Origin of the sequence: Paraburkholderia sp. A1RI_3L, from assembly GCF_048957895.1 — a bacterium.
In the GTDB taxonomy this organism is placed as follows: Bacteria; Pseudomonadota; Gammaproteobacteria; order Burkholderiales; family Burkholderiaceae; genus Paraburkholderia; species Paraburkholderia kururiensis.
Genome location: NZ_JARCHA010000006.1, coordinates 247,485 through 269,172, shown reverse-complemented (window position 1 = coordinate 269,172; position 21,688 = coordinate 247,485). Strand labels below are relative to the sequence as shown.

Sequence of the window (21,688 nt, the reverse complement as noted above, 5' to 3'; positions counted from 1 at the left end):
CTCATTCGGTAGCACCTTCAGGGGCACCTTCCAGCGGCACGATTCGGCAGCATCTTCAGCAGCACCTTCAGCAGCACCTTCAGCAACACCTTCAGCAGCACGATTCGGCAGTCTGATTCAGGAGGCAGCACAGGCAACAGTCGATCGACAACAACGGGCATACGCAGGCCCGCACAATCAGGAGACACGACCATGAAGCAGGTTATTCGAGCAATGCGAGGCCTCACCGCCGCCGTGCTGGCAGTGACGGTGGCGGCGGCGCTGGGCACGAGCAGCGCGCACGCCGACGAGAAGGTGACGCTGGGCGTCGCCATTCCCACAGCGGACCACGGCTTTACCGGCGGCATCGTGTGGTGGGCGAACAAGGCAAAGGCGGACATCGAGAAGGCGCATCCCGATCTCAAGATCATCGTGAAGACGGCAGCCAACGCGCCCGAGCAGGCCAATCAGTTGCAGGATCTCGTCACGGTCAACCATATCAACGCGCTCGTGATCTTCCCGTATGAGTCGGCGTCGCTCACGCAGCCTGTGGCTCAGGTGAAGAAGAAGGGCGTCTACGTCACGGTGGTGGATCGCGGACTCACGGACACCAGCGCGCAAGACGCCTACGTGGCCGGCGACAACACCGCGTTCGGCCGCATTCCCGCCGAGTATCTGGCGAAGGCGCTTAACGGCAAGGGCGACATCGTCGCGCTGCGCGGCATTCCCACCACGCTCGACAACGAACGCTGGACCGCCTTCACGTCGGTGCTGAAGAACTATCCGGGCATTCGCATCCTGGATGCGAAGTACGCGAACTGGAACCGCGACGACGCGTTCAAGGTGACGCAGGACTACCTCACGCGCTTCAAGCACATCGACGCCATCTGGGCCGCGGACGACGACATGGCCGTGGGCGTGCTGAAGGCCATCGATCAGGCGAAGCGCACCGACGTCAAGATCGTGTTCGGCGGCGCGGGATCGAAGGGCATGGTGAAGAACGTGATGGACGGCGCACCGCTCATCAAGGCCGACGTCTCGTATTCGCCCAAGTTCATCTACGACGCGATCAAGCTCACGGCCGAGGCGCGCCTGAAGGGCGAGCGGCTGCAAGCCACCACGATCATTCCTTCGGTGCTCATCACGAAGGAGAACGCGCACGACTTTTACTTCCCCGACTCGCCGTTCTAAGGCACAGGGCCGCCGCGCGAAGCGGTTCGCGCGGCCCGCGCTTTGGTCTTTATCCCGTTTCAGGCGATATACAGCCGACATACAGGCGAAATACAGGCGAAATACAGGCGACGTACAGGCGAAATACGACGGAGCACCAAGGAGTTCGCACGATGAAAACCATCAAGGGTCCGGCGATCTTTCTCGCGCAGTTCACCGGCGACGAGGCGCCCTTCGACAGTCTCGCGAATCTGGCCGCGTGGGCCGCGGGGCTCGGCTTCAAGGGCATCCAGGTGCCGGCCGATCCGCGGCTTGTGGACCTTGCGCGCGCGGCGTCGAGCGATGCCTATTGCGACGAACTGCGGCAGACGGCCGACGATGCCGGCGTGGTCATCACGGAACTCACGACGCATCTGCAAGGCCAGCTCGTGGCCGTGCATCCTGCCTACGACGCGCTGTTCGACGGCTTCGCCGCGCCCGAAGTGCGCGGCAATCGCGAGGCGCGCACCGCGTGGGCCATCGACCAGCTCAAGCTCGCGGCGCGCGCCTCGCAGCGCCTGGGTCTTGCCACCCACGTCACGTTTTCGGGCGCGCTCGCGTGGCCCTACGTGTACCCGTGGCCGCAGCGCCCCGCGGGACTCGTGGAAGCAGCCTTCGACGAACTCGCACGCCGCTGGCGCCCCATTCTGGACGCGTTCGACGCGGCGGGCGTAGACGTCTGCTACGAACTGCATCCGGGCGAGGACCTGCACGACGGCGTGACCTTCGAGCGCTTTCTCGCCGCCGTGGACGGCCATGCGCGCGCGAACATCCTCTACGACCCGAGCCACTTCCTGCTGCAACAGCTCGACTACCTCGCGTTCATCGACCTCTATCACGAGCGCATCAAGGCCTTTCACGTGAAGGACGCGGAGTTTCGCCCAACCGGGCGCCAGGGCGTGTACGGCGGCTACAGCGGCTGGCTGGAGCGCGCGGGGCGCTTTCGCTCGCTCGGCGACGGCCAGATCGATTTCGGCGCGATCTTCTCGAAGATGGCGCAGTACGACTACGCGGGCTGGGCGGTGCTCGAATGGGAATGCGCGCTCAAGCACCCGCAGGACGGCGCACGCGAGGGCGCCGAGTTCATCCGGCGGCACATCATCCGCGTGGCCGAACACGCCTTCGACGACTTCGCGGGCAGCGGCGTGGACGCCGCACGCCTGCGGCACGTGCTCGGACTCTGAACGCTCTGAGTGCTTTGAACGCTCGGCGGACTCGGGCTCACGCTCAGGCAGCAGGCAGCAGGCAGCAGGCAGGCGCGACGCCGCAATCACTTACAGGGAACCAGGCGATGACACGAAAACTCAGGCTCGGCATGGTGGGCGGCGGGCAGGGCGCGTTCATCGGCGCGGTGCACCGTATCGCGGCGCGTCTCGACGGCCGCTTCGATCTCGTGGCGGGCGCGCTGTCGTCGGACCCGGCGCGTGCGCGGGCGAGCGCCGCCGAAGTGGGACTCGCGCGCTGCTACACCGACTGGCGCGAGATGGCACATCAGGAAGCCGTGCGCGAAGACGGCATCGACGCCGTCGCCATCGTTACGCCGAACCACCTGCACGCGCCCGTGGCCACGGCGTTTCTGGAGGCCGGCATTCACGTGGTCTGCGACAAGCCGCTCGCGGTGTCGCGCGCCGAGGGCGAGGCGCTTGCAACACTGGCGCGCGACACCGGACGGCTCTTTGCGCTCACGCACACGTATTCGGGCTATCCGCTCGTGCGGCACGCGCGGCACATGGTGGAGGCGGGCGAACTGGGCGAGATCCGCATCGTGCAGGCCGAGTATGCGCAGGACTGGCTCGCTGAACCCGTCGAGCAGGGCGGCGAGAATCGCCAGGCGGCGTGGCGCACCGACCCGGCGCTCGCCGGGCCGGCGGGATGCCTCGGCGACATCGGCACACACGCGTACCACCTTGCGGCGTTCGTGAGCGGGATGACGCCGGAGTCGGTCTCGGCGGAGGTGCATACGTTCGTGCCGGGGCGCCGCATCGACGATCACGTGCAGGCCATGCTGCGCTATGCGAGCGGCGCGCGCGGCATGCTGTGGGCGAGTCAGGTGGCAAGCGGCGCGGAAAACGCCTTGCGGCTGCGCGTGTACGGCACGAAGGCGAGCCTCGCGTTCGACCAGGAGCATCCGAACGAACTGTGGTTCACGCCGCACAACGGCGAGGCGCAGCGCCTCACGCGCGGCCGCGTGCACGGTGCGGCCGCAGCGCACGCCACGCGTGTGCCGCCGGGGCATCCCGAGGGGTATCTGGAAGCGTTCGCGCAGCTCTATCTGGATGCGGCCCTGCAGATCGAGGCGCTCGACGCAGGCCGCCCCGTGCCGCCCGAAAGCCGGCTGCTCGTCACCGTGGAGGACGGCGTGGCCGGGCTGCGTTTCATCGACGCCGTGCTGGCCAGCAGCGCGGCGAATAGCGCATGGGTGAAGTTGCCTACTTCCGGCTCTTCCTGATCTGCTCTTCGAACGCGAGGTCCAGCTTGCTGGCCTTGCGGACCTTTTGCTGCGGCCCGTAGGCGTCGACGAACGCCACGAAGGCGTCGAGCGCGAGCGGGTCGCAGAGCGGCTGCCCGGCGCCCGCGGTGCGATCCACGAGATAGAACAGCCCGCCCGGCATGCCCACGGCGGCGTACTGCGGATTCCCGCTGCGCGTCTTGAGACGCTCGACGGCGTTGACTGCGCGGGTGGTGCGTGCCATAGGAATCGACTCTCCTGAAAATTGAGCGGGCGGGCGGCGGATGCTTTCGAGGGTCCGCGCTTACTGGCTCAGGTACACGAACTTGCCGCCGCGGACGATGCCCATCACGCTTGCGCGCTGATCGAGCCCCACGTGGTCCTTCGCGCTCGTATTCACCACGCCGTTGGGCACCACGAGTTCGTGTGCGTGCTCCAGTTCGTTGCGCAGCGCCACGCGGAATTCGGTGGTGCCGGGTTGGGCCGTTTTCAGTGCGCGCGCCACGGCATCTTCGAGGCGCGGGTAGACGCCCGCCGCGTCGCCCGCGAACTGCGTTACGGTGCCCGGGCCGTACTTCGCCTCGTAGGCGTTCACGAACGCAAGCGCCGCCTTCTTCGCCGGATGATCCGCCGGCAGCGTGCGCGCCACCACCACGGGCTGAGTGGGGAACAGCGTGCCTTCCACGTCCTTGCCGCCCAGCTTGATGAACTCCGGCGTGGCGATGCCGTGCGTCTGATAGATCGGTCCCTTGAAGCCGCGCTCGACGAGCGTGCGCTGCGGCAGCACGGTCGGCGTACCCGCGCCGGCGATCAGCACGGCGTCCGGCTTCGCCGCCATCAGCTTGAGCACCTGGCCCGTCACGCTGGCGTCCGTGCGGTTGTAGCGCTCCGTTGCCACCACCTGGATGTGGCGCAGCTCCGCGAACTTCGTGAACTCGCTGAGCCAGCTGTCGCCGTAGCTGTCCGCGAAGCCGATGAAGCCCACCGTCTTCACGTTGTGGTTGGCCATGTAGCGCGTCATCACGTCAGCCATGGCGCGGTCGGTCTGCGCCATCTTGTAAGCCCACACGCGCTTGCCTTCCTGCGGCTCCACGACGGAGGCCGAGCCGATCAGCGTGATCATCGGCGTCTGGCTTTCGGCGACGGGGTCGAGCGCCGCAAGCGCGGCCGGCGTGATGTTGGGGCCCACGATCACGTCGACGTGGTCTTCATTGATGAGCTTGCGGATGTTGCGCACGGCTGCGCCGGGGTCGGAGCCGTCGTCGAGCACGATGTACTGCGCGTTCTGGCCGGCGATGGTCTTCGGCCACATCAGCATGGCGTTCTTGCTCGTGATGCCGATGGCGGCGGCCGGGCCGGTGCTCGAGAGGTCGATGCCGACCTTGATGTCGGCGCGTGCGGCCGGCGCGGCCAATGCGAACGACGCGACACAGGAAACGGCGGCCGCACGGGCCAGCGCGCGCAGGGGCTTGAACGACGTCATGAAGATCTCCAGGCGGGTTTTGGAAGTTATCGATGCGGCGGGTCCAGGCTTTTTAGTGCGATGGCGCCGCTTTTTTTTGCGTTGTCGTTGAATCTGTCTTGCGATGTCTGGGCGAGTTTACGGGAACGCGCTGCGCAGCCGGAAGCTCATAGTTCATACGTTTCGTGCTCGCCCTTGAGCGCCTGCTCCACGAGCCGGCGGTTCAGGCTGGGCGAGAGCAGTTCCACGAGCGTGTAGACGTAGCTGCGCAGGTACGCGCCCTGTTTGAGCGCCACGCGCGTTACGTTGCCGCCGAACAGGTGCCCCACGGGCATGGCGCGCAACTGGCGGTCGCGCTCGGGGTTGAAGGCGATGTCGGCCATGATGCCCACGCCGAGCCCCAGTTCGACGTAGGTCTTGATGACGTCGGCGTCGATGGCTTCGAGCACGATGTCCGGCGACAGCCCGCGCAGCTGGAACGCCTGGTCGATGCGCGAGCGGCCCGCGAAGGCATTGTCGTAGGTGATGAGCGGAAATTGGGCCAGATCGTCGAGCGAGAGCGACTTGCGGGCGAGCAGCGGGTGGTCGGGCGGCATGACGGCTACGTGATGCCACTGGAAGCATGGCAGCGACACCAGATCCTTGTAGCCGGCGATGGCTTCCGTCGCGATGGCGAGGTCGGCCTGGTCGCGCAATACCAGTTCGGCCACCTGGGTGGGGCTGCCTTGCAAAATCGAAAGGTGAACCTTGGGAAACCGGCGCTTGAATTCGGCGATGGCGGCCGGCAGCGAGTAGCGCGCCTGCGTGTGGGTGGCGGCGATGATCAGGTTGCCCTGGTCCTGGGCGGCGTAGTCTTTGCCGACGCGTTTCAGGGTCTCTACTTCCTGCAGGATCCGCTCGACCGAGGCGAGTATGATGCGGCCCGGCTCCGTGAGGGAGCGCACCCGCTTGCCGTGGCGCGTGAAGATTTCCACGCCAAGCTCGTCCTCCAGTTCGATGATCGCCTTGGAGACGCCCGGCTGGCTCGTATACAGCGCCTTGGCGGCTTCGGTGAGGTTGAAGTTCTGGCGGACCGCCTCGCGGACGAAGCGGAACTGGTGCAGGTTCATTTATAACCTCTCCGCATATCAAAAGAATTTTTAAGTCGTTTGGAATCTAAGGGCAGTTTATTACGATCTATCAAACTTTTCCAATATGGATATCTGTTTTTGTCATTTGCAAATGAGCCGGCGCCGTGGGCCGGCTTGCAGCGGTGGCAGGCACCATCATCCGGGCGCGGCGTAACCGGAACGTCGCGTTGAGTGCAACTGAGGCAACTGAGCAACCCTGGGGTCCCGAATGTACCAATACGATCAGTACGACCAGACCATCGTCGACGAGCGCGTCGCGCAGTACCGCGACCAGGTTCGCCGCCGGCTGTCGGGCGAATTGAGCGAAGAAGAGTTCCGCCCGCTGCGGCTGCAGAACGGCCTGTACATGCAGCGCCACGCGTACATGCACCGCATCGCCATTCCCTACGGCAACCTGCGCAGCGACCAGCTGCGCATGCTGGCGCGCATCGCGCGCGAGCACGACCGCGGTTACGGCCACTTTTCGACGCGCACCAACATCCAGTACAACTGGATCAAGCTCGAAGAGACGCCGGACCTGCTCGCGAAGCTCGCCTCGGTGCAGATGCACGGCATCCAGACCTCGGGCAACTGCATCCGCAACATCACGGCCGACCAGTTCGCCGGCGTGGCGCCCGACGAGATCGTCGACCCGCGTCCGTGGGCCGAAGTGCTGCGCCAGTGGTCCACGTTCCACCCCGAATTTGCCTGGCTGCCGCGCAAGTTCAAGATCGCCGTGTGCGGCTCGAAGGAAGACCGCATCGCCGTGCAGATCCACGACCTCGGCGTCTATCTGAAGAAGAACGACGCGGGCGAAGTGGTGGCCAGCATCCTGGCGGGCGGCGGTCTGGGCCGCACGCCGATCGTCGGCGCCATCATCAGGGAAGACCTGCCCTGGCAGCATCTGCTCACGTACTGCGAAGCCGTGCTGCGCGTCTATAACCGCTACGGCCGCCGCGACAACATGTACAAGGCGCGCATCAAGATTCTCGTGAAGGCGCTCTCGCCCGCGAAGTTCGCGCAGCAGGTGGAAGAGGAGTGGCAGCACCTGAAGGACGGCCCGTCCACGCTCACGCGCGAAGAAGTGGAGCGCGTCGCGCAGTACTTCACGCCGCCCGCCTACGAAAAGCTCGCGGATACGGACGCGTCCTACGAAAAGCATCTGCTCGAGAACCGCGCTTTCGCGCGCTGGGTGGAGCGCAACGTGCGCCCGCACCGCGTGCCGGGCTATGCGGCCGTCACGCTGTCGCTCAAGCGCACCGGCACGGCGCCGGGCGACGCCACGGACACGCAGATGGAAGCCGTGGCCGACTGGGCCGACCGTTACGCGTTCGGCCAGGTCCGCGTCTCGCACGAGCAGAACCTGATTCTCGCGGACGTGAAGAAGCACGACCTGTTCGAGCTGTGGACCCTCGCGAAAGAGCAGGGCTTCGCCACGCCGAACATCGGCCTGCTGACCGACATCATCGCGTGCCCGGGCGGCGACTTCTGCTCGCTCGCGAACGCGAAGTCGATTCCGATCGCGCAGGCCATCCAGGAGCGCTTCGACGACCTCGACTACGTGCACGACCTGGGCGACCTGTCGCTCAACATCTCGGGGTGCATGAATTCGTGCGGCCACCATCACGTCGGCAACATCGGCGTGCTGGGCGTCGACAAGGACGGCGCCGAGTGGTACCAGGTGTCGCTCGGCGGCGAACAGGGCATGGGCGCGCAAGGCTCGCGCCTTGGCCGCGTGATCGGCCCGTCGTTCTCGGCCGGCGAAATGCCGGACGTGGTGTCGAGCATCGTCGATACGTTCGTCGACAACCGCATCGACGGCGAGCGTTTCATCGACACCTACAACCGCATCGGCATCGCGCCGTTCAAGGAGCGCGTCTACGCGTCGCGCCAGCCGGCCCACGCGTAAAGCGCAGCACCGAAACGAGGATAGACAGTAAATGGCCTGGATCATCAGAAACCGCGCGGTAGCCGAAGACAACTGGACGGTGGTGCGCCCCGCCGAAGACGGCTCGCTGCCTGCCGTAGGCGCGTTGCCCGCCGGCAAGGTGCTCGTGCCGCTCGCGCTGTGGAAGAACGAGCGCGCCGCGCTGAGCGCCGCGCGTCCCGCAGCCGAACTCGGCGTGTGGCTCGCGCCCGATAGCGAACCGGCAGACATCGCGGGCGACTTCGAACACGTGTCGCTCATCGGCATCGACTTTCCGGTGTTTCGCGACGGCCGCGGCTATTCGATCGCGCGGCTCTTGCGCGAGCGCTACGGCTACAAGGGCGAATTGCGCGCCATCGGCGACGTGCTGCGCGACCAGCTCAACTACCTCTCGCGCTGCGGCTTCGATTCGTTCGCGGTGCGCGCCGACAAGGACATCCACGACGCACTGAACGCATTCAAGGAGTTCACGGTGCAGTACCAGTCCGCGGTCGACACCCCGCTGCCGCTGTTCCGTCGCCGCGAGGCCGGTGCCGCGGCCGTGGCGGCCAAGGTGGGCGCATGAGCACCACAACTAACGTCACTAATGTCACCAACGCCGCTGGCGCCGCGCCGCAAGCCGTGACACCCGAACTGGCCGCGAAGATCGCGCGACTCGACGCGCTGCTCGATTCCATCGCCGCGCGCCACGAGCGCGTCAAGTTCGCGAGCAGCCTCGCCGCCGAAGACATGCTGCTCACGCATGCCATCCTCTCGCGTGGCGTGTCGATCGGCATCTTCTCGCTCAACACGGGGCGCCTGCATGCGGAAACGCTGGGCATGATCGATCGCGTGCGCGAGCGCTACGGCTACGAGATCGAGCAGTTTCATCCGCAACAGGCCGCCGTCGACGAATACGCGGCCGCGCACGGACTCAACGCCTTCTACGAGAGCGTGGAACTGCGCAAGCGCTGCTGCGAGATTCGCAAGGTGGAGCCGCTCAACCGCGCGCTGGCGGACGTTTCCGCCTGGGTGACGGGCCAGCGCCGCGAACAGTCGGTGACGCGCGCGGAACTGCACGAGGAAGAGCACGACGGCGCGCGTAATATTGCGAAGTACAACCCGCTTGCGGACTGGACCGAAGCCGACGTCTGGGCTTATCTGCGTGCCTTCGACGTGCCGGTGAACCCGCTGCACGCACGCGGCTATCCGAGCATCGGCTGCGAGCCGTGCACGCGTGCTGTGCGTCCCGGCGAAGACAGCCGCGCGGGACGCTGGTGGTGGGAGTCGCGCGACACGAAGGAGTGCGGCCTGCACATCACCATTCCGATTGCGACGGCGAGCGAGAACGCTTCCGCCTGAAGCCGGACCGACGAAAAGATTGAAGACCCTGTGCTGCGGGCCAACCGCCCGCGGCGCGAACGAACGAAGGACCCGAACATGAGCACGACGCTCGATTCCGCTGTTGCCGCACCCATTCCGAATACGGCGAACCGCATGGACCATCTCGACTGGCTCGAAGCCGAGTCGATCCACATCCTGCGCGAGCTGGTTGCCGAGTGCAGCAAGCCGGCGCTGCTGTTCTCGGGCGGCAAGGACTCGGTCGTGGTGCTGCACCTCGCGTTGAAGGCGTTCGGCCTCGGCGCGAACCGCCAGACCTCGCTGCCGTTCCCGCTCGTGCACATCGACACGGGCCACAACTACGACGAAGTGATCGACTTCCGCGACCGCCGCGCGAAGGAAATCGGCGCGCAACTCGTGGTGGGCCACGTCGAAGATTCGATTCGCCGCGGCACGGTGCGTCTGCGCCGCGAAACGGATTCGCGCAACGCGGCGCAGGCCGTCACGCTGCTCGAGACCATTGAAGCGCACGGCTTCACCGCGATGATCGGCGGCGCGCGCCGCGACGAAGAGAAGGCCCGCGCGAAGGAGCGCATCTTCTCGTTTCGCGACGAATTCGGCCAGTGGGACCCGAAGGCGCAGCGCCCCGAGCTCTGGAGCCTCTACAACGCGCGCCTGCATGCCGGCGAACACCTGCGCGTGTTCCCCATCTCGAACTGGACCGAACTCGACGTGTGGCAATACATCGCGCGCGAAGGGCTCGAACTGCCGTCCATCTACTACGCGCACCAGCGCGAGATCGTGCGCCGCAACGGCCTGCTCGTGCCTGTCACGCCGCTCACGCCGATGCGCGAAGGCGAAACGAGCGAAACGGCGCTCGTGCGTTTTCGCACCGTGGGCGACATCAGCTGCACGTGCCCCGTGGAAAGCGATGCCGACAACGTCGAGAAGATCATTGCCGAGACGGCGGTGACCGAGATCACCGAACGGGGCGCGACGCGGATGGACGACCAGACCTCCGAAGCCGCGATGGAACAGCGCAAGAAGCAAGGTTATTTCTGAAGCACACGAGGACGAAGCAATGAGCACCGCAATTCATCAGCCTGAAGACCTCGGCGTGCTGCGTTTCATCACGGCAGGCAGCGTCGACGATGGCAAGAGCACGTTGATCGGCCGCCTGCTGTACGACAGCAAGGCCGTGCTGTCGGACCAGCTTTCCGCGCTTTCGCGCGCGAAGAACAAGCGCACCGTGGGCGACGAGATCGACCTCTCGCTGCTGACCGACGGCCTCGAAGCCGAGCGCGAGCAGGGCATCACGATCGACGTCGCGTACCGCTACTTCGCCACGGCCAAGCGCAAGTTCATCATCGCGGACACGCCGGGCCACGAGCAGTACACGCGCAACATGGTGACGGGTGCGTCCACGGCGCACGCGGCCATCATCCTGATCGACGCCACGCGCGTCACGTTCGAAAACGGCGACGCGCAACTGCTGCCGCAAACGAAGCGCCACAGCGCCATCGTGAAGCTGCTCGGTCTGCAGCACGTGATCGTCGCGATCAACAAGATGGACCTCGTGGACTTCAGCGAAGCGCGCTTCAACGAAATCCGCGACGCCTACGTGGCGCTCGCGCGCCAACTGGGTCTTGTCGACGTGCGCTTCGTGCCGGTCTCGGCGCTCAAGGGCGACAACATCGTGACCGCGAGCGAGCGCATGCCGTGGTACGCGGGCGAACCGCTGCTCGACGTGCTGGAAGCACTGCCGGTGGAACAGGCTACGGGCGATGCCCTGCGTTTCCCGGTGCAGTGGGTGGCGCGTCAGGACGGCAGCAGCGCCGATGACTTCCGTGGCTACATGGGCCGCGTGGAAGCCGGCGAGGTGAAGGTGGGCGATACGATCGTCGTGCTGCCGGCCGGCCGCGAGGCCACTGTGGCCGAGATCATCGCGCCGGTGCCCGGCGGCACGGCGGCCGTGGAGCGCGCGTTCGCGGGCCAGACCGTCACGATTCGGCTTGGCGAAGACGTGGACGTCTCGCGCGGCGACACCTTCGTGCTGCGCACCGATGCGCCCACGCCGGCGAAGAAGCTCGAAGCGGACCTCTGCTGGTTCGACGAAGAGCCGCTCTCGCCGCAGCGCAAGTACCTGCTCAAGCAGACGACGAGCACCGTGTTCGCGCGCATCGGCGCCGTGAAGCAGGTGCTCGACGTGCATACGCTCTCGCACGCAACCGACCGCGCCGATCTCGCAATGAACGACATCGGCCGCGTGGCGCTTACGCTGCAAAAGCCGATCGTCTGCGATACCTACGACGCGCATCCGGGCACGGGCGCCTTCGTGCTGATTGACGAAGCGACGCACCACACCGTGGCCGCTGGCATGATCCGTGCGTTTTCTGCCTGAGTGAAAATGACGGGGCGCGCGGCGGTCTGGACGATGCGCGGCGCGCCACCGAACACGGTCAGACGGAGCTGAAGGAAAACATGGGCAAGGTGTACTTGATTGGTGCAGGGCCGGGTGCGGCAGATCTCATTACGGTGCGCGGGGCGCGGCTTCTGGGCACGGCGGACGTGGTGCTGCACGACGCACTCGTCGAGCCGGCCATGCTGGACTACGCACCGCAGGCGCACAAGATCGCGGTGGGCAAGCGCTGCGGCCAGCGCTCCACGGCCCAGCACTTCATCAACAAGCAGATTGTCGACGCGGCACGCGAGCACGCCGTGGTGGTGCGTCTGAAGGGTGGCGACCCCATGCTGTTCGGCCGAGCGGACGAGGAAATGCGGGCGCTGGACGCGGCCGGCATCGAGTACGAGATCGTGCCGGGCATTACCGCGGCCCTGGCATCGGCGGCGGCGCTGCGTCGTCCGCTGACGCTGCGTGGCGTGGCGCGCAGCGTGGCGCTCGCCACGCACAGCCGCGCGCCGGATACGGAGGCGATCCGCGAGCAGGTCAACGCGGATTCGCTCGTCTTCTATATGGGCCGCGACAGCGGGCCGGACATCGCGCGTGAGCTGATCGATGCGGGCCGCGCAGCCGATACGCCCGTGGCCATCGTGGAAGCGTGCAGCACGGCACGCGAGCGCACCCTCACGCTCACGCTCGAGCGGCTTGCCGCCGGCGAAGCGCAGGCATGGCTCGATCCGCTGCAACCCAGTCTGCTGATGATCGGCGAAGCGTTCGCCGAGCGCGCGGCGTTGTTGCCATCGGTGGAAAAAGAAGGGGACGACGACGGCAGCGAAGGCGGCGGCAAGGGCCGCATGCGCTTTGCGGCGTGATGCTCAGCCGGCGCCGTCTGTGGGCGCGTTCGTGACCGCGAGGCAATAGCGCACGATCGCGTCCAGCACGGCGTCGTCTTCGCCCACCGCGCCCACGCTGCGAATCACCACGCCCGGGTGCGCCGCCCGGCACTGCTCGATGATGGCAGGCAGATCCCGCCTCACATGGCCGCCCTGGCCGAAAAACACCGGCACGACCGTCACTTCGCTGCATCCCGCGGCCACCTGTGCCGCCACGGCGGCGGGCAGGTCCGGCGACATCAATTCCAGAAACGCGAGACTCACCGGCCCCGCCGCGCTGTGTGCAGCGGCGAGCCGCGCCGCGAGCCGCTCGAACGGCTCGGCCCAGCGGGCATCGCGTGCCCCGTGGCCGAATAGAACGATGCCGTGTGCGCTCATGGCAGGGACTCCCGAGGAAAGCTAAGGCGTTCGTCGTACCGCCGCCGCGGTACAGCGGCGGCGGGATGACGAGGCGACGTCAGTGCCGATCCACCCACTTCAGCCCGAACAGACCGAGGGCGAGATAGATCAGCCCCGGCGTGGCCGCGGTAATCGGTGCGGGCCACGTGTTCAGCGTACCGATGTGCGAGAACAGCGTATTGAAGAGCTGGAAGCTCATGCCGAGCATGATGCCGCCGAACACCTTCATGCCCACCACGCCCGCGCGCGTGTGCAGATACGCGAACGGCATGGAAAGCACCAGCATCACGAATACCGCGAACGGGTAGAGCAGCTTTTTCCACAGCGCGATTTCGTAGCGCTGCGTGTCCTGATGGTTCTCGGTCAGATGCTGGATGTAGCGGAACAGGTTGAACATCGACATGCGGTCTGGCGCGACGAGCAGCACCGAGAGAATCTGCGGCGTGAGCTCCGAGCGCAGCGAGTATTCGGGCAGCGTGATCTGCTGCGCGCGATATACCGGGTTGAGCGCGTCCTTGCTCTGGCCGCTGGGCGACGCGACGTCCACGAGTTGCGTGTCGGTCACGTCTGTCAGTTTCCAGTGGCCGGGCGGCTGGTACACGCCGCTCTTCGCGATCCGCACGTTCGAGAGCCGGAACTTCGAGTCGAATTCGTAGATGCGTACGTTGCTGATGGTGGCGTCGGGCTTGAGTTCGCCCACGTTCACGAAGCGCGTGACCTGCTCGCCGTCGGCGCGCGCCGAAAGCGTGTCTTTGACCCACACGCCCGACTCGAAGTTGGTCGACACCGCGGAGCCCAGCGCTTCGAGCCGCACGCGTTCGGACAGCTGGTCGGTGTAAGGGCCCACCACTTCGCCGATCAGATACGTGATGAGCACGATCGGAATGCCGATCTTCAACAGCGAGCGCAGCGCCTGACCGGTTGCGAGACCCGAGACGCGGAAGATCGTGTATTCCGAATTCGCGGCCATCTGCGCGAACACGTAGATCGAGCTGATCAGTGCCGCGACCGGAATGATCTCGTAGAAGCGCGACGGCGTTTGCAGCGCGACGCGCAGCACCGCGTAGCCGAACTTGTAGTTGCCGTGTCCGACCGAGTTCAGTTCGTTGATGAGGTCGAAAAAGAAGAACAGACCCGAAAACGCGAACAGGATGAAGACAAACGTCAGGTAGACCTGGCGCGCGAAATATCGCTCGTAGATGCGCATGGATCAGGCTCCCTGCGCGCGGCTCGCGCGGCTGAACATGGCACGCGAGATCAACGGGCGATTGCGCACCCGCAGCCAGAAGATGAACACCACGAGCGCGGCGACCACGACGTGCAGCGCGACAAGGCCGACGCCGAACGAGACCTTGCCCTGTTCGATCCACGATTGCACGACGTTGAGCAGATTCGAGTAGGTCAGGTAAATGAGAACGGCCATCACCAGATTGATGGTGCGGCCGCGGCGCGGATTCTGGTAGGCGAGCGGAATGGCGAGCAGCATCAGGTTGATGGCGATGAGCGGCAGGCCCGCGCGCCACGCGATTTCCGCGAGGTTGTCGCGCGTGGGCTTGCGCAGCAGATCGAGCGTCGAGGTACCCGTGGTGGTGGGCGTCGAGACCACGGGCTGGCTCTGGATCTTCACGCCGTAGCGCTCGAATTCCATGATGCGAAAGTCCGGGTGCCCCGGTTCGCCGTCGTAGCGGCGGCCGTTGTCGAGCACGACGAAGCGGTCGCCGTTCTTCTGCGTTTCCGTGTGGCCGTACTTCGACACGATCACGTTCACCTTGCCGTTCTCCGTGCTCGTCACGAACACGTTTTCCACCTTGCTCTGGTCCGGCGTCATCTTCTCGATGAAGAACACGCGGTGCGTGGTGGCCGATTCGCGGAACTGGCCCGGCGCGAGCAGCGAAACTTCGTCGCGCTGCTGGAAGCGCTGGCGGATCAGCTTGCTCTGCTGGTTCGACCACGGCCAGCCCACGAACGCGAAGAACACGATGAGGATGATGATGGGCGTGGCGAAGACGCCCACCGGTTTGATGAGGCGCGTGAGACTCACGCCCGAGGCGAGCCACACCACCATCTCGGAGTCTTTGTACCAGCGCGTGAGCACGAACAGGATCGACACGAACAGCGTCACGACGAGCATGACCGCGAGATAGCCGATCACGGTGAGCCCGATCAGCACCAGCACGTCGCGCGGGTCGATTTCGCCCGATGCCGCGAAGCCGACGATGCGGATCATCATCGTCGTGAGCATGATCGTGAGCAGCACCATGAACACGGCGCCAGCCGTGTACGCAAGTTCGCGCTGGAGGGAGCGTTCGAAGATCATTCTTGATGAGAAGAGCGGGAGGTTCTGGCACGAGGCCGCGCGTCGTGCGCTAGACCTTGGCAGCCGCCGCGGGAAAAATAGCGGATAATTGCGGCTTTCATCCTAAGCCCAGATTTTATCCGAGGACAAGCGCGATGGACTTTAGCATAAAAGCCTGTGATTGGAGCAAAGGGGCCCAGAGCGGGTTCCTGACCGGAAAATCGGACTGCGTCGTGATCGGCGTGTTCGAGTCGCAAAGTCTTTCGGGCGCCGCGCTCGCCATCGACGAAGCGACCAAGGGGCTCATCACGCGCATCGTCAAGGCCGGCGACATGGAAGGCAAGGCGGGCAGCACGCTGTTCCTGCACGAAGTGCAGGGCATCGGCGCCTCGCGCGTGTTGCTGGTCGGCCTTGGCAAACAGGATGCGTTCACGCAGAAGGCTTACGGCGAAGCGGTCAAGGCAGCCTGGCGCGCCATCCTCGGTACGAAGATCGTGCAGGTCACGTTCACGCTGCCGCAACTGCCCGTCAAGGAGCGTTCGTCGGACTGGGCCGTGCGTGCCGCGCTCCTCGCGCTGCGCAGCGAAACGTACCGCTTCACGCAGATGAAGAGCAAGCCGGACACGACGCCGCGCGCACTCAAGCGCATCGTGTTCTCGGTGGACGCCGCCGACGAGAAAGCGGCGAAGGTGGCTGCGAAGCAAGGCGTTGCGCTCGCCAACGGCATGGACCTCACGCGCGACCTCGGCAACCTGCCGGGCAACGTCTGTACGCCGACCTATCTCGGCAACGTCGCGAAGAAGCTCGCGAAGGACTGGAAGCTCAAGGTCGAGGTGCTCGGCCAGAAGCAGATCGAAGCGCTCAAGATGGGCTCGTTCCTCTCGGTTACGCGGGGCTCGGTCGAGCCGCCGCAGTTCATCGTGCTCCAGTATCAGGGCGCGGGCGCGAAAGAGGCGCCGGTGGTGCTGGTGGGCAAGGGCATCACGTTCGACACGGGCGGCATCTCGCTCAAGCCGGGCGAGGCCATGGACGAGATGAAGTACGACATGTGCGGCGCGGGCTCGGTGCTTGGCACGATGCGCGCGGTCGCCGAAATGGGCCTGAAGCTGAACGTGGTCGCGCTCGTTCCGACCTGCGAGAACATGCCTGCCGGCAACGCGACGAAGCCGGGCGACATCGTGACGAGCATGTCGGGCACGACGATCGAAGTGCTCAATACCGACGCCGAAGGCCGTCTCATTCTGTGCGACGCGCTTACCTACGCGGAGCGCTTCAAGCCCGCCGCCGTGGTGGACGTCGCCACGCTCACGGGCGCCTGCATCATCGCGCTCGGCCATCACAACGCGGGCCTCTTCTCGAAGGACGATGCGCTCGCGGGCGAACTGCTCGACGCGTCGCGCGAAGCCGACGATCCGGCCTGGCGCATGCCGCTCGACGACGAATACCAGGACCAGCTGAAGTCGAACTTCGCGGACGTCGCCAACATCGGCGGTCGTCCCGCGGGCAGCGTGACGGCGGCGTGTTTCCTGTCACGCTTTACGCAGGCGTACTCGTGGGCGCACCTCGACATCGCCGGCGTGGCCTGGAAGAGTGGCGCCGCCAAGGGCGCGACGGGTCGCCCCGTGCCGCTGCTCACGCAGTTCCTGATCGACCGCGCGGCGCAGTGATCGGCGTGGTATTGCACGCGGCGTGCGGCGCGCTCTGCCGTCCAGCCGCCGCGTGCGCGCGAGGAATGCGATGACGCGAATCGACTTTCATACGAACGTGGGCGATGCGCTGCTGTATGCGTGCCGGCTGCTGCGCAAGGTGTATCAGGCCGGCCACTCGACGGTGGTGCTGGCCGACCCGGCGCGGCTGCGTGCTCTCGACGGCCAGCTCTGGACCTTCGCGCCGCTCGAGTTCGTACCGCATTGCATGGCGCAGAGCGCGCTGGCCGCCGAGACGCCGGTCGTGCTCGCCTCGGATCTGGAAGGCGCGCCGCACCATCAGGTGCTGGTGAACCTGGGGGGCGACGTGCCGCCGCAGTTCGCACGCTTCGAGCGGCTGCTCGAAGTGGTGGGCAACGCGCCCGAGGACCTGACCGCGGGGCGCGAGCGATATCGCTTCTACCGCGATCGCGGCTATGCGCTGAACAACTACCGGCAGGAAGGCTGAGCGCGGCACGTGCATGCCGGGCTCTGCGCGCCGGCATGCATCGTGCGCGGCTTTGTTTGCCGCCAGCTACAGCGAAGGAGGGTGATCGTGTCCAACCATGACGACACTTCGATTCCGATGCTCGACGACGTTGTCGTGCCGGGCAAGCCGGACCACGCACGGGCCACGCCGCCGTCGCATCACCTGCCCGAAGGGCTCACACCTCCCGCAGTCGTGGACGAACCGCTAGAGCCATCGGCAATGAGCGGCTTCACCACGCATCCCAACGACGCCGTCGAGCCGCGCTTCATGGAACCGTCGCTCGGCGACGTTCCGGTCCTGAGTGAGCGGTTAGACGAACCCGTAGCCGGACCCGCAAGCGCGCAGCCCGACGAAAGCACGGAACATGCGCTGGTCGAGCGGCTGCGGGGGCGCTGCATGGACTATCTCACGGGCGAGGGGCGCGGCCTCATCGAGGCGCGCTGCCGCGAGGCGATGCAGGAGCACGCGAACTGGCTCGTGGGCACGGTGGTGCGTGAAGTCGCGCTGGCGCTCGAAACCGAGATCACAGGCTGGGTGAAAGAAGCGGTGGAGGCGGTGCGCGAGGAGCGCGCGAAGCAGCAGGCCCCGGCCGATCCGCCCGTTCGGCACTGAGGCGGATTGATCGGCCAGCTTATGGGCCGACTCAGCGGCTTTGACTCAGCAGCTCTGACTCATCGGCTGACTCAACGGCTGACTCAACGGCTGCAGGGCCCGCTCACGGGCACCCCGCGCTCACTTCAAGGAAAGGATCCAGTTGGCGAGCGTCACGGCCTGGTCCGGCGTGAGCTGCGTGTTTGCCGGCATCGGCACGCGGCCCCATACGCCGCTGCTGCCGTCGGTGATCTTGTGGGCGAGGTAGGTGGCCGCGTCGCTGCGCGACGCGTATTTCAAGGCGATATCGTGGAGCGCGGGCCCCATGAAAGGCCGCGTCATGGCGTGGCAACTCGTGCAGTTCTGCTGCTGCGCAAGCGCAAGACCCTGCGACGCGACCTGTTCCCCGAACACCGCGCCCGGCGCCACGAACAGGCCCGCCAGCGCAGCGGCCAGTGCGGCTACTGCATGCGACTCTCGTTTCATTATGGTCTCCGCCGGGACGATCGCCCGACTGTGGTGGTCGCATTATAAGAGCAAAGGGGCGCCCGGTTTCCCCGGGCGCCCCTTCGTGTATGCCTGTGCTGCGCCTGCCGCAGCCGTGGCGGCGGGCCGGCGTTCCGGGACCGCTCGCTGGTGCTGTGCAAGCGAGACCCCGGTGCGCGACCTGCGTTAGCCCGTCACCGCGCCCTTGTTGGCCGGACGCGCGAGCGCTGCGTACTTCGCGAGCACGCCACGCGTATAGCGCGGCGCCGGCTGCTTCCAGGCCGCGCGGCGGCGCGCCAGTTCGGCGTCGTCGATGTTCAGTTGCAGCAGCAGCTGGTGCGCGTCGATGGTGATCGAATCGCCTTCCTGGACGAGCGCGATCGTGCCGCCCACGAAGGCTTCCGGCGCGACGTGACCCACCACCATGCCCCAGGTGCCGCCCGAGAAACGGCCGTCCGTGATGAGACCCACGGATTCGCCCAGCCCCTTGCCGATGATGGCGGAGGTCGGCGCGAGCATTTCGGGCATGCCCGGACCGCCTTGCGGGCCGAGGTAGCGCAGCACGACCACGTCGCCCGCCTTGATCTTGTCGTCGAGAATCGCCTGCAGCGCGCTTTGCTCGTCGTCGAACACGCGCGCCGGGCCCGTGATGACCGGGTTCTTCAGGCCTGTGATCTTGGCCACGGCGCCGTCTTCCGCGAGGTTGCCCTTCAGGATGGCGAGGTGGCCTTGCTTGTAGAGCGCCTTGTCGATCGGGTGGATCACCTTCTGGTCCGCGCGCGGCACGGAGGGCACGTCCTTCAGTTCTTCGGCGAGCGTCTTGCCCGTGATGGTGATGCAGTCGCCATGCAGGAGACCCGCGTCGAGCAGGATCTTCATGACCTGCGGAATGCCGCCGGCCTGGTGCAGGTCGGTGGCCACGTACTGGCCCGACGGCTTCAGGTCGCAGATCACGGGCACGCGGCGGCGGATGCGCTCGAAGTCGTCGATGGTCCATTCCACTTCGGCCGCATGCGAGATCGCGAGGTAGTGCAGCACGGCGTTGGTCGAGCCGCCCGTGGCCATGATCACCGAGACCGCGTTTTCGATCGATTGCTTCGTGATGATGTCGCGCGGCTTCAGATCGCGCTTCACGGCTTCAACGAGCACGCGCGCCGATTCGGCGGCGGAGTCCACCTTCTCCTGGTCCGGGTTCGCCATCGTCGACGAATAGAGCAGCGACATGCCGAGTGCTTCGAACGACGAACTCATCGTGTTGGCCGTGTACATGCCGCCGCACGAGCCGGTGGTGGGGCACGCGTTGCGCTCCACGCCTTCGAAGTCCTCTTCGGACATGCGGCCCGCCGTGAATTCGCCGACGGCCTCGAAGGCCGACACGATGGTCAGGTCCTTGCCCTTCCAGTGGCCGGGGCGAATCGTGCCGCCGTACACGTAGATGCCCGGCACGTTCATGCGCGCGAGCGCCATCATGCCGCCCGGCATGTTCTTGTCGCAGCCGCCGATCACGACTACGCCGTCCATCCACTGGCCCTGCACGCAGGTCTCGATGCAGTCCGAGATCACTTCGCGTGACACGAGCGAGTACTTCATGCCTTCGGTGCCCATCGACATGCCGTCCGAAATGGTGGGCGTGCCGAAGGTCTGCGGATTGGCGTCTGCGCCCTTCACGGCGGCCACGGCCGCGTCGGTGAGCTTTTGCAGACCCGCGTTGCACGGCGTGATGGTGGAGTGGCCGTTGGCGATGCCGATCATCGGCTTGTCGAAGTCGGCCTTCTCGTAGCCGATGGCGTAGTACATCGAGCGGTTCGGCGAGCGCGCGACGCCCTGGGTGATGTTCTTCGAACGGCGGTTGTACGACATGGGGAGCTCCGTAGGATGCTGTTATGCGACGCCGGGCGGGCTTGGGCGCCCTGTCACCGGCATGTGGCGAGAAGCATGCAGTTTCGCGAATCGAATGTCCAATATATTATTGATGGCATATTAGGTCGCAAAACATATCAATCGATGCTCTCGACAACACCCGATCTTCGTCAGTTGCGCTACTTCGTGGCCGTGGCCGAGGAAAAGCACTTCGGCCGCGCCGCAGCGCGGCTTTCCATGACGCAGCCGCCGCTTTCCCAGGCTATTCGCGCGCTGGAGGAGACGCTCGGCGTGGAGCTTTTTGCCCGCACGCGCCGCACCGTGGAACTCACCCCGGTGGGCGCGGACCTTTTGCCTGAGGTCCGGCGGCTGCTCGCCGCCGCGGACGGTCTGCGGCCGCTTGCCCAGAGCCTTGCGCGCGGCGAGGCCGGGGTGCTCTCGCTGGCGTTCGTTTCTACCGCGGACTACGGGCTGCTGCCGCTTCTGCTGCGCGACTTCGGCACACGCTATCCGCGCGTGCGGCTGCAGCTCGCCGAGGCGACGAGCGACGTGCAGGTCGAGGAACTGGTAGCGGGACGCATCGACGCCGGTCTCGTGATTGCGCCGCTGCCGCCGCGCCATGTCGCGCAGCTTTCGTATCTGCCGATCGCGCGCGAGCCGCTCGTGATCGCGATGCCAACGGAGGTTTCGGTACGCGCGGGCGGTCCTGCTGCCGACGACTGGTGCGACACGCCCGTGAGCCTCGCCGATCTTGCCGACGCGCCGCTCGTGGTCTTCCCAAGGCGTTTGGCGCCAGGCTTTTATGACATCATTATGGATTGCTACGGCGCGGCCGGTCTGACGCCTCGCATCGGCCAGGAGGCCATTCAGATGCAGACCATCGTCAGCCTCGTGTCGGCCGGCATGGGCGTCGCACTGGTGCCGCAATCGCTGCGTAACCTGCGGCGCACGGGCGTGGTCTACCGGCCCTTGCGCGAGGCGGTGCCGGCCATCGAAACGGGGCTGGTGTGGCGCACGGCGCAGGTGAGCCCGGTGCTGGCCGGTTTCATCGATATCGTGCGCGCCCATGCGGCCACGGCGGGGCCGCTGGGCTGAGCGAAGCGCGTTGCGCGACGGCGAACAATGTCGTGCG

22 protein-coding genes are annotated in these 21,688 nt (G+C 66.1%); 13 read left to right on the top strand and 9 right to left on the bottom strand.

The features are described from left to right. Positions 1 to 17: 17 nt before the first annotated feature. The gene (locus PXJ20_RS18575; protein WP_421030502.1) at positions 18 to 194 is read right to left on the bottom strand and encodes a hypothetical protein; all 177 of its coding nucleotides are present in this window, start codon (positions 192 to 194) and stop codon (positions 18 to 20) included. Between PXJ20_RS18575 and PXJ20_RS18570 the strand changes: the two genes are divergently transcribed. The 3 genes from PXJ20_RS18570 (at position 193) to PXJ20_RS18560 (ending at position 3,637) form a co-directional block, all read left to right on the top strand. Then, entirely contained in the window at positions 193 to 1,170 is a 978-nt protein-coding gene (locus PXJ20_RS18570; protein ID WP_421030503.1) for a substrate-binding domain-containing protein, read from the top strand. The genes PXJ20_RS18575 and PXJ20_RS18570 overlap by 2 nt on opposite strands. Before the next feature lie 152 nt (positions 1,171 to 1,322). Further along, on the top strand, positions 1,323 to 2,372 hold the full coding sequence (locus PXJ20_RS18565; protein WP_126877794.1) for a sugar phosphate isomerase/epimerase family protein: 1,050 nt from the start codon (positions 1,323 to 1,325) through the stop codon (positions 2,370 to 2,372). A gap of 107 nt (positions 2,373 to 2,479) precedes the next feature. Further along, the gene (locus tag PXJ20_RS18560; protein ID WP_421030504.1) at positions 2,480 to 3,637 is read left to right on the top strand and encodes a Gfo/Idh/MocA family protein; all 1,158 of its coding nucleotides are present in this window, start codon (positions 2,480 to 2,482) and stop codon (positions 3,635 to 3,637) included. Here PXJ20_RS18560 and PXJ20_RS18555 read toward each other — a convergent pair. The 3 genes from PXJ20_RS18555 to PXJ20_RS18545 form a co-directional block, all read right to left on the bottom strand. Continuing rightward, on the bottom strand, positions 3,618 to 3,881 hold the full coding sequence (locus PXJ20_RS18555) for a hypothetical protein (RefSeq protein WP_017773140.1): 264 nt from the start codon (positions 3,879 to 3,881) through the stop codon (positions 3,618 to 3,620). The genes PXJ20_RS18560 and PXJ20_RS18555 overlap by 20 nt on opposite strands. Before the next feature lie 60 nt (positions 3,882 to 3,941). Next, complete coding sequence (locus tag PXJ20_RS18550; protein ID WP_017773141.1) at positions 3,942 to 5,120, bottom strand: ABC transporter substrate-binding protein; 1,179 nt, start codon at positions 5,118 to 5,120, stop codon at positions 3,942 to 3,944. A 146-nt stretch (positions 5,121 to 5,266) separates the two neighbouring features. Next, positions 5,267 to 6,208 carry a CysB family HTH-type transcriptional regulator gene (locus PXJ20_RS18545; protein ID WP_017773142.1) on the bottom strand — a complete coding sequence of 314 codons (942 nt, stop codon included), beginning with the start codon at positions 6,206 to 6,208 and terminating at the stop codon, positions 5,267 to 5,269. Positions 6,209 to 6,437: 229 nt separating this feature from the next. On the opposite strand from PXJ20_RS18545, the gene PXJ20_RS18540 reads away from it, so the two are divergent. From PXJ20_RS18540 to cobA, 6 genes are all read left to right on the top strand, one after another. Further along, positions 6,438 to 8,117 (top strand): nitrite/sulfite reductase, encoded by a 1,680-nt coding sequence (locus PXJ20_RS18540; protein WP_421030505.1) that lies wholly within the window; start codon positions 6,438 to 6,440, stop codon positions 8,115 to 8,117. 31 nt (positions 8,118 to 8,148) lie between these two features. Next, positions 8,149 to 8,700 carry a DUF934 domain-containing protein gene (locus PXJ20_RS18535; RefSeq protein ID WP_421030506.1) on the top strand — a complete coding sequence of 184 codons (552 nt, stop codon included), beginning with the start codon at positions 8,149 to 8,151 and terminating at the stop codon, positions 8,698 to 8,700. Further along, on the top strand, positions 8,697 to 9,476 hold the full coding sequence (locus tag PXJ20_RS18530; RefSeq protein WP_421030507.1) for a phosphoadenylyl-sulfate reductase: 780 nt from the start codon (positions 8,697 to 8,699) through the stop codon (positions 9,474 to 9,476). The genes PXJ20_RS18535 and PXJ20_RS18530 overlap by 4 nt, the downstream gene beginning before the upstream one ends. Positions 9,477 to 9,554: 78 nt before the next feature. Further along, complete coding sequence (gene cysD, locus PXJ20_RS18525; protein ID WP_026121116.1) at positions 9,555 to 10,517, top strand: sulfate adenylyltransferase subunit CysD; 963 nt, start codon at positions 9,555 to 9,557, stop codon at positions 10,515 to 10,517. A gap of 19 nt (positions 10,518 to 10,536) precedes the next feature. Further along, a complete protein-coding gene (locus PXJ20_RS18520; protein ID WP_017773147.1) occupies positions 10,537 to 11,856 on the top strand; it encodes a sulfate adenylyltransferase subunit 1 in 1,320 nt (439 codons plus the stop codon). A gap of 80 nt (positions 11,857 to 11,936) precedes the next feature. Beyond that, positions 11,937 to 12,728, top strand: a complete 792-nt coding sequence (gene cobA / locus PXJ20_RS18515; RefSeq protein WP_421030508.1) for a uroporphyrinogen-III C-methyltransferase — start codon at positions 11,937 to 11,939, stop codon at positions 12,726 to 12,728. Between the two features lie 3 nt (positions 12,729 to 12,731). Here the strand turns inward: cobA and PXJ20_RS18510 are convergent, their stop codons facing one another. The 3 genes from PXJ20_RS18510 to lptF form a co-directional block, all read right to left on the bottom strand. Continuing rightward, a complete protein-coding gene (locus PXJ20_RS18510) occupies positions 12,732 to 13,127 on the bottom strand; it encodes a sirohydrochlorin chelatase (RefSeq protein WP_199543423.1) in 396 nt (131 codons plus the stop codon). 79 nt (positions 13,128 to 13,206) lie between these two features. Next, positions 13,207 to 14,355 carry an LPS export ABC transporter permease LptG gene (lptG, locus tag PXJ20_RS18505; protein WP_017773150.1) on the bottom strand — a complete coding sequence of 383 codons (1,149 nt, stop codon included), beginning with the start codon at positions 14,353 to 14,355 and terminating at the stop codon, positions 13,207 to 13,209. A gap of 3 nt (positions 14,356 to 14,358) precedes the next feature. After that, positions 14,359 to 15,465: an LPS export ABC transporter permease LptF gene (lptF, locus tag PXJ20_RS18500; protein WP_017773151.1), complete on the bottom strand. Its 1,107-nt coding sequence runs from the start codon at positions 15,463 to 15,465 to the stop codon at positions 14,359 to 14,361. Positions 15,466 to 15,599: 134 nt separating this feature from the next. Between lptF and PXJ20_RS18495 the strand changes: the two genes are divergently transcribed. From PXJ20_RS18495 to PXJ20_RS18485, 3 genes are all read left to right on the top strand, one after another. After that, entirely contained in the window at positions 15,600 to 17,111 is a 1,512-nt protein-coding gene (locus PXJ20_RS18495) for a leucyl aminopeptidase (protein ID WP_026121117.1), read from the top strand. A 70-nt stretch (positions 17,112 to 17,181) separates the two neighbouring features. Continuing rightward, positions 17,182 to 17,598, top strand: coding sequence for a DNA polymerase III subunit chi (locus tag PXJ20_RS18490; RefSeq protein WP_421030509.1), 417 nt, complete (start codon positions 17,182 to 17,184; stop codon positions 17,596 to 17,598). Positions 17,599 to 17,685: 87 nt separating this feature from the next. Beyond that, on the top strand, positions 17,686 to 18,231 hold the full coding sequence (locus PXJ20_RS18485) for a DUF2486 family protein (protein WP_421030510.1): 546 nt from the start codon (positions 17,686 to 17,688) through the stop codon (positions 18,229 to 18,231). 120 nt (positions 18,232 to 18,351) lie between these two features. Here the strand turns inward: PXJ20_RS18485 and PXJ20_RS18480 are convergent, their stop codons facing one another. Beyond that, positions 18,352 to 18,696 carry a c-type cytochrome gene (locus PXJ20_RS18480; RefSeq protein ID WP_017773155.1) on the bottom strand — a complete coding sequence of 115 codons (345 nt, stop codon included), beginning with the start codon at positions 18,694 to 18,696 and terminating at the stop codon, positions 18,352 to 18,354. Between the two features lie 186 nt (positions 18,697 to 18,882). After that, positions 18,883 to 20,556 carry a dihydroxy-acid dehydratase gene (gene ilvD / locus PXJ20_RS18475; protein WP_421030511.1) on the bottom strand — a complete coding sequence of 558 codons (1,674 nt, stop codon included), beginning with the start codon at positions 20,554 to 20,556 and terminating at the stop codon, positions 18,883 to 18,885. Positions 20,557 to 20,700: 144 nt separating this feature from the next. Between ilvD and PXJ20_RS18470 the strand changes: the two genes are divergently transcribed. Next, complete coding sequence (locus PXJ20_RS18470; RefSeq protein ID WP_026121118.1) at positions 20,701 to 21,651, top strand: LysR family transcriptional regulator; 951 nt, start codon at positions 20,701 to 20,703, stop codon at positions 21,649 to 21,651. Positions 21,652 to 21,688 lie beyond the last annotated feature (37 nt).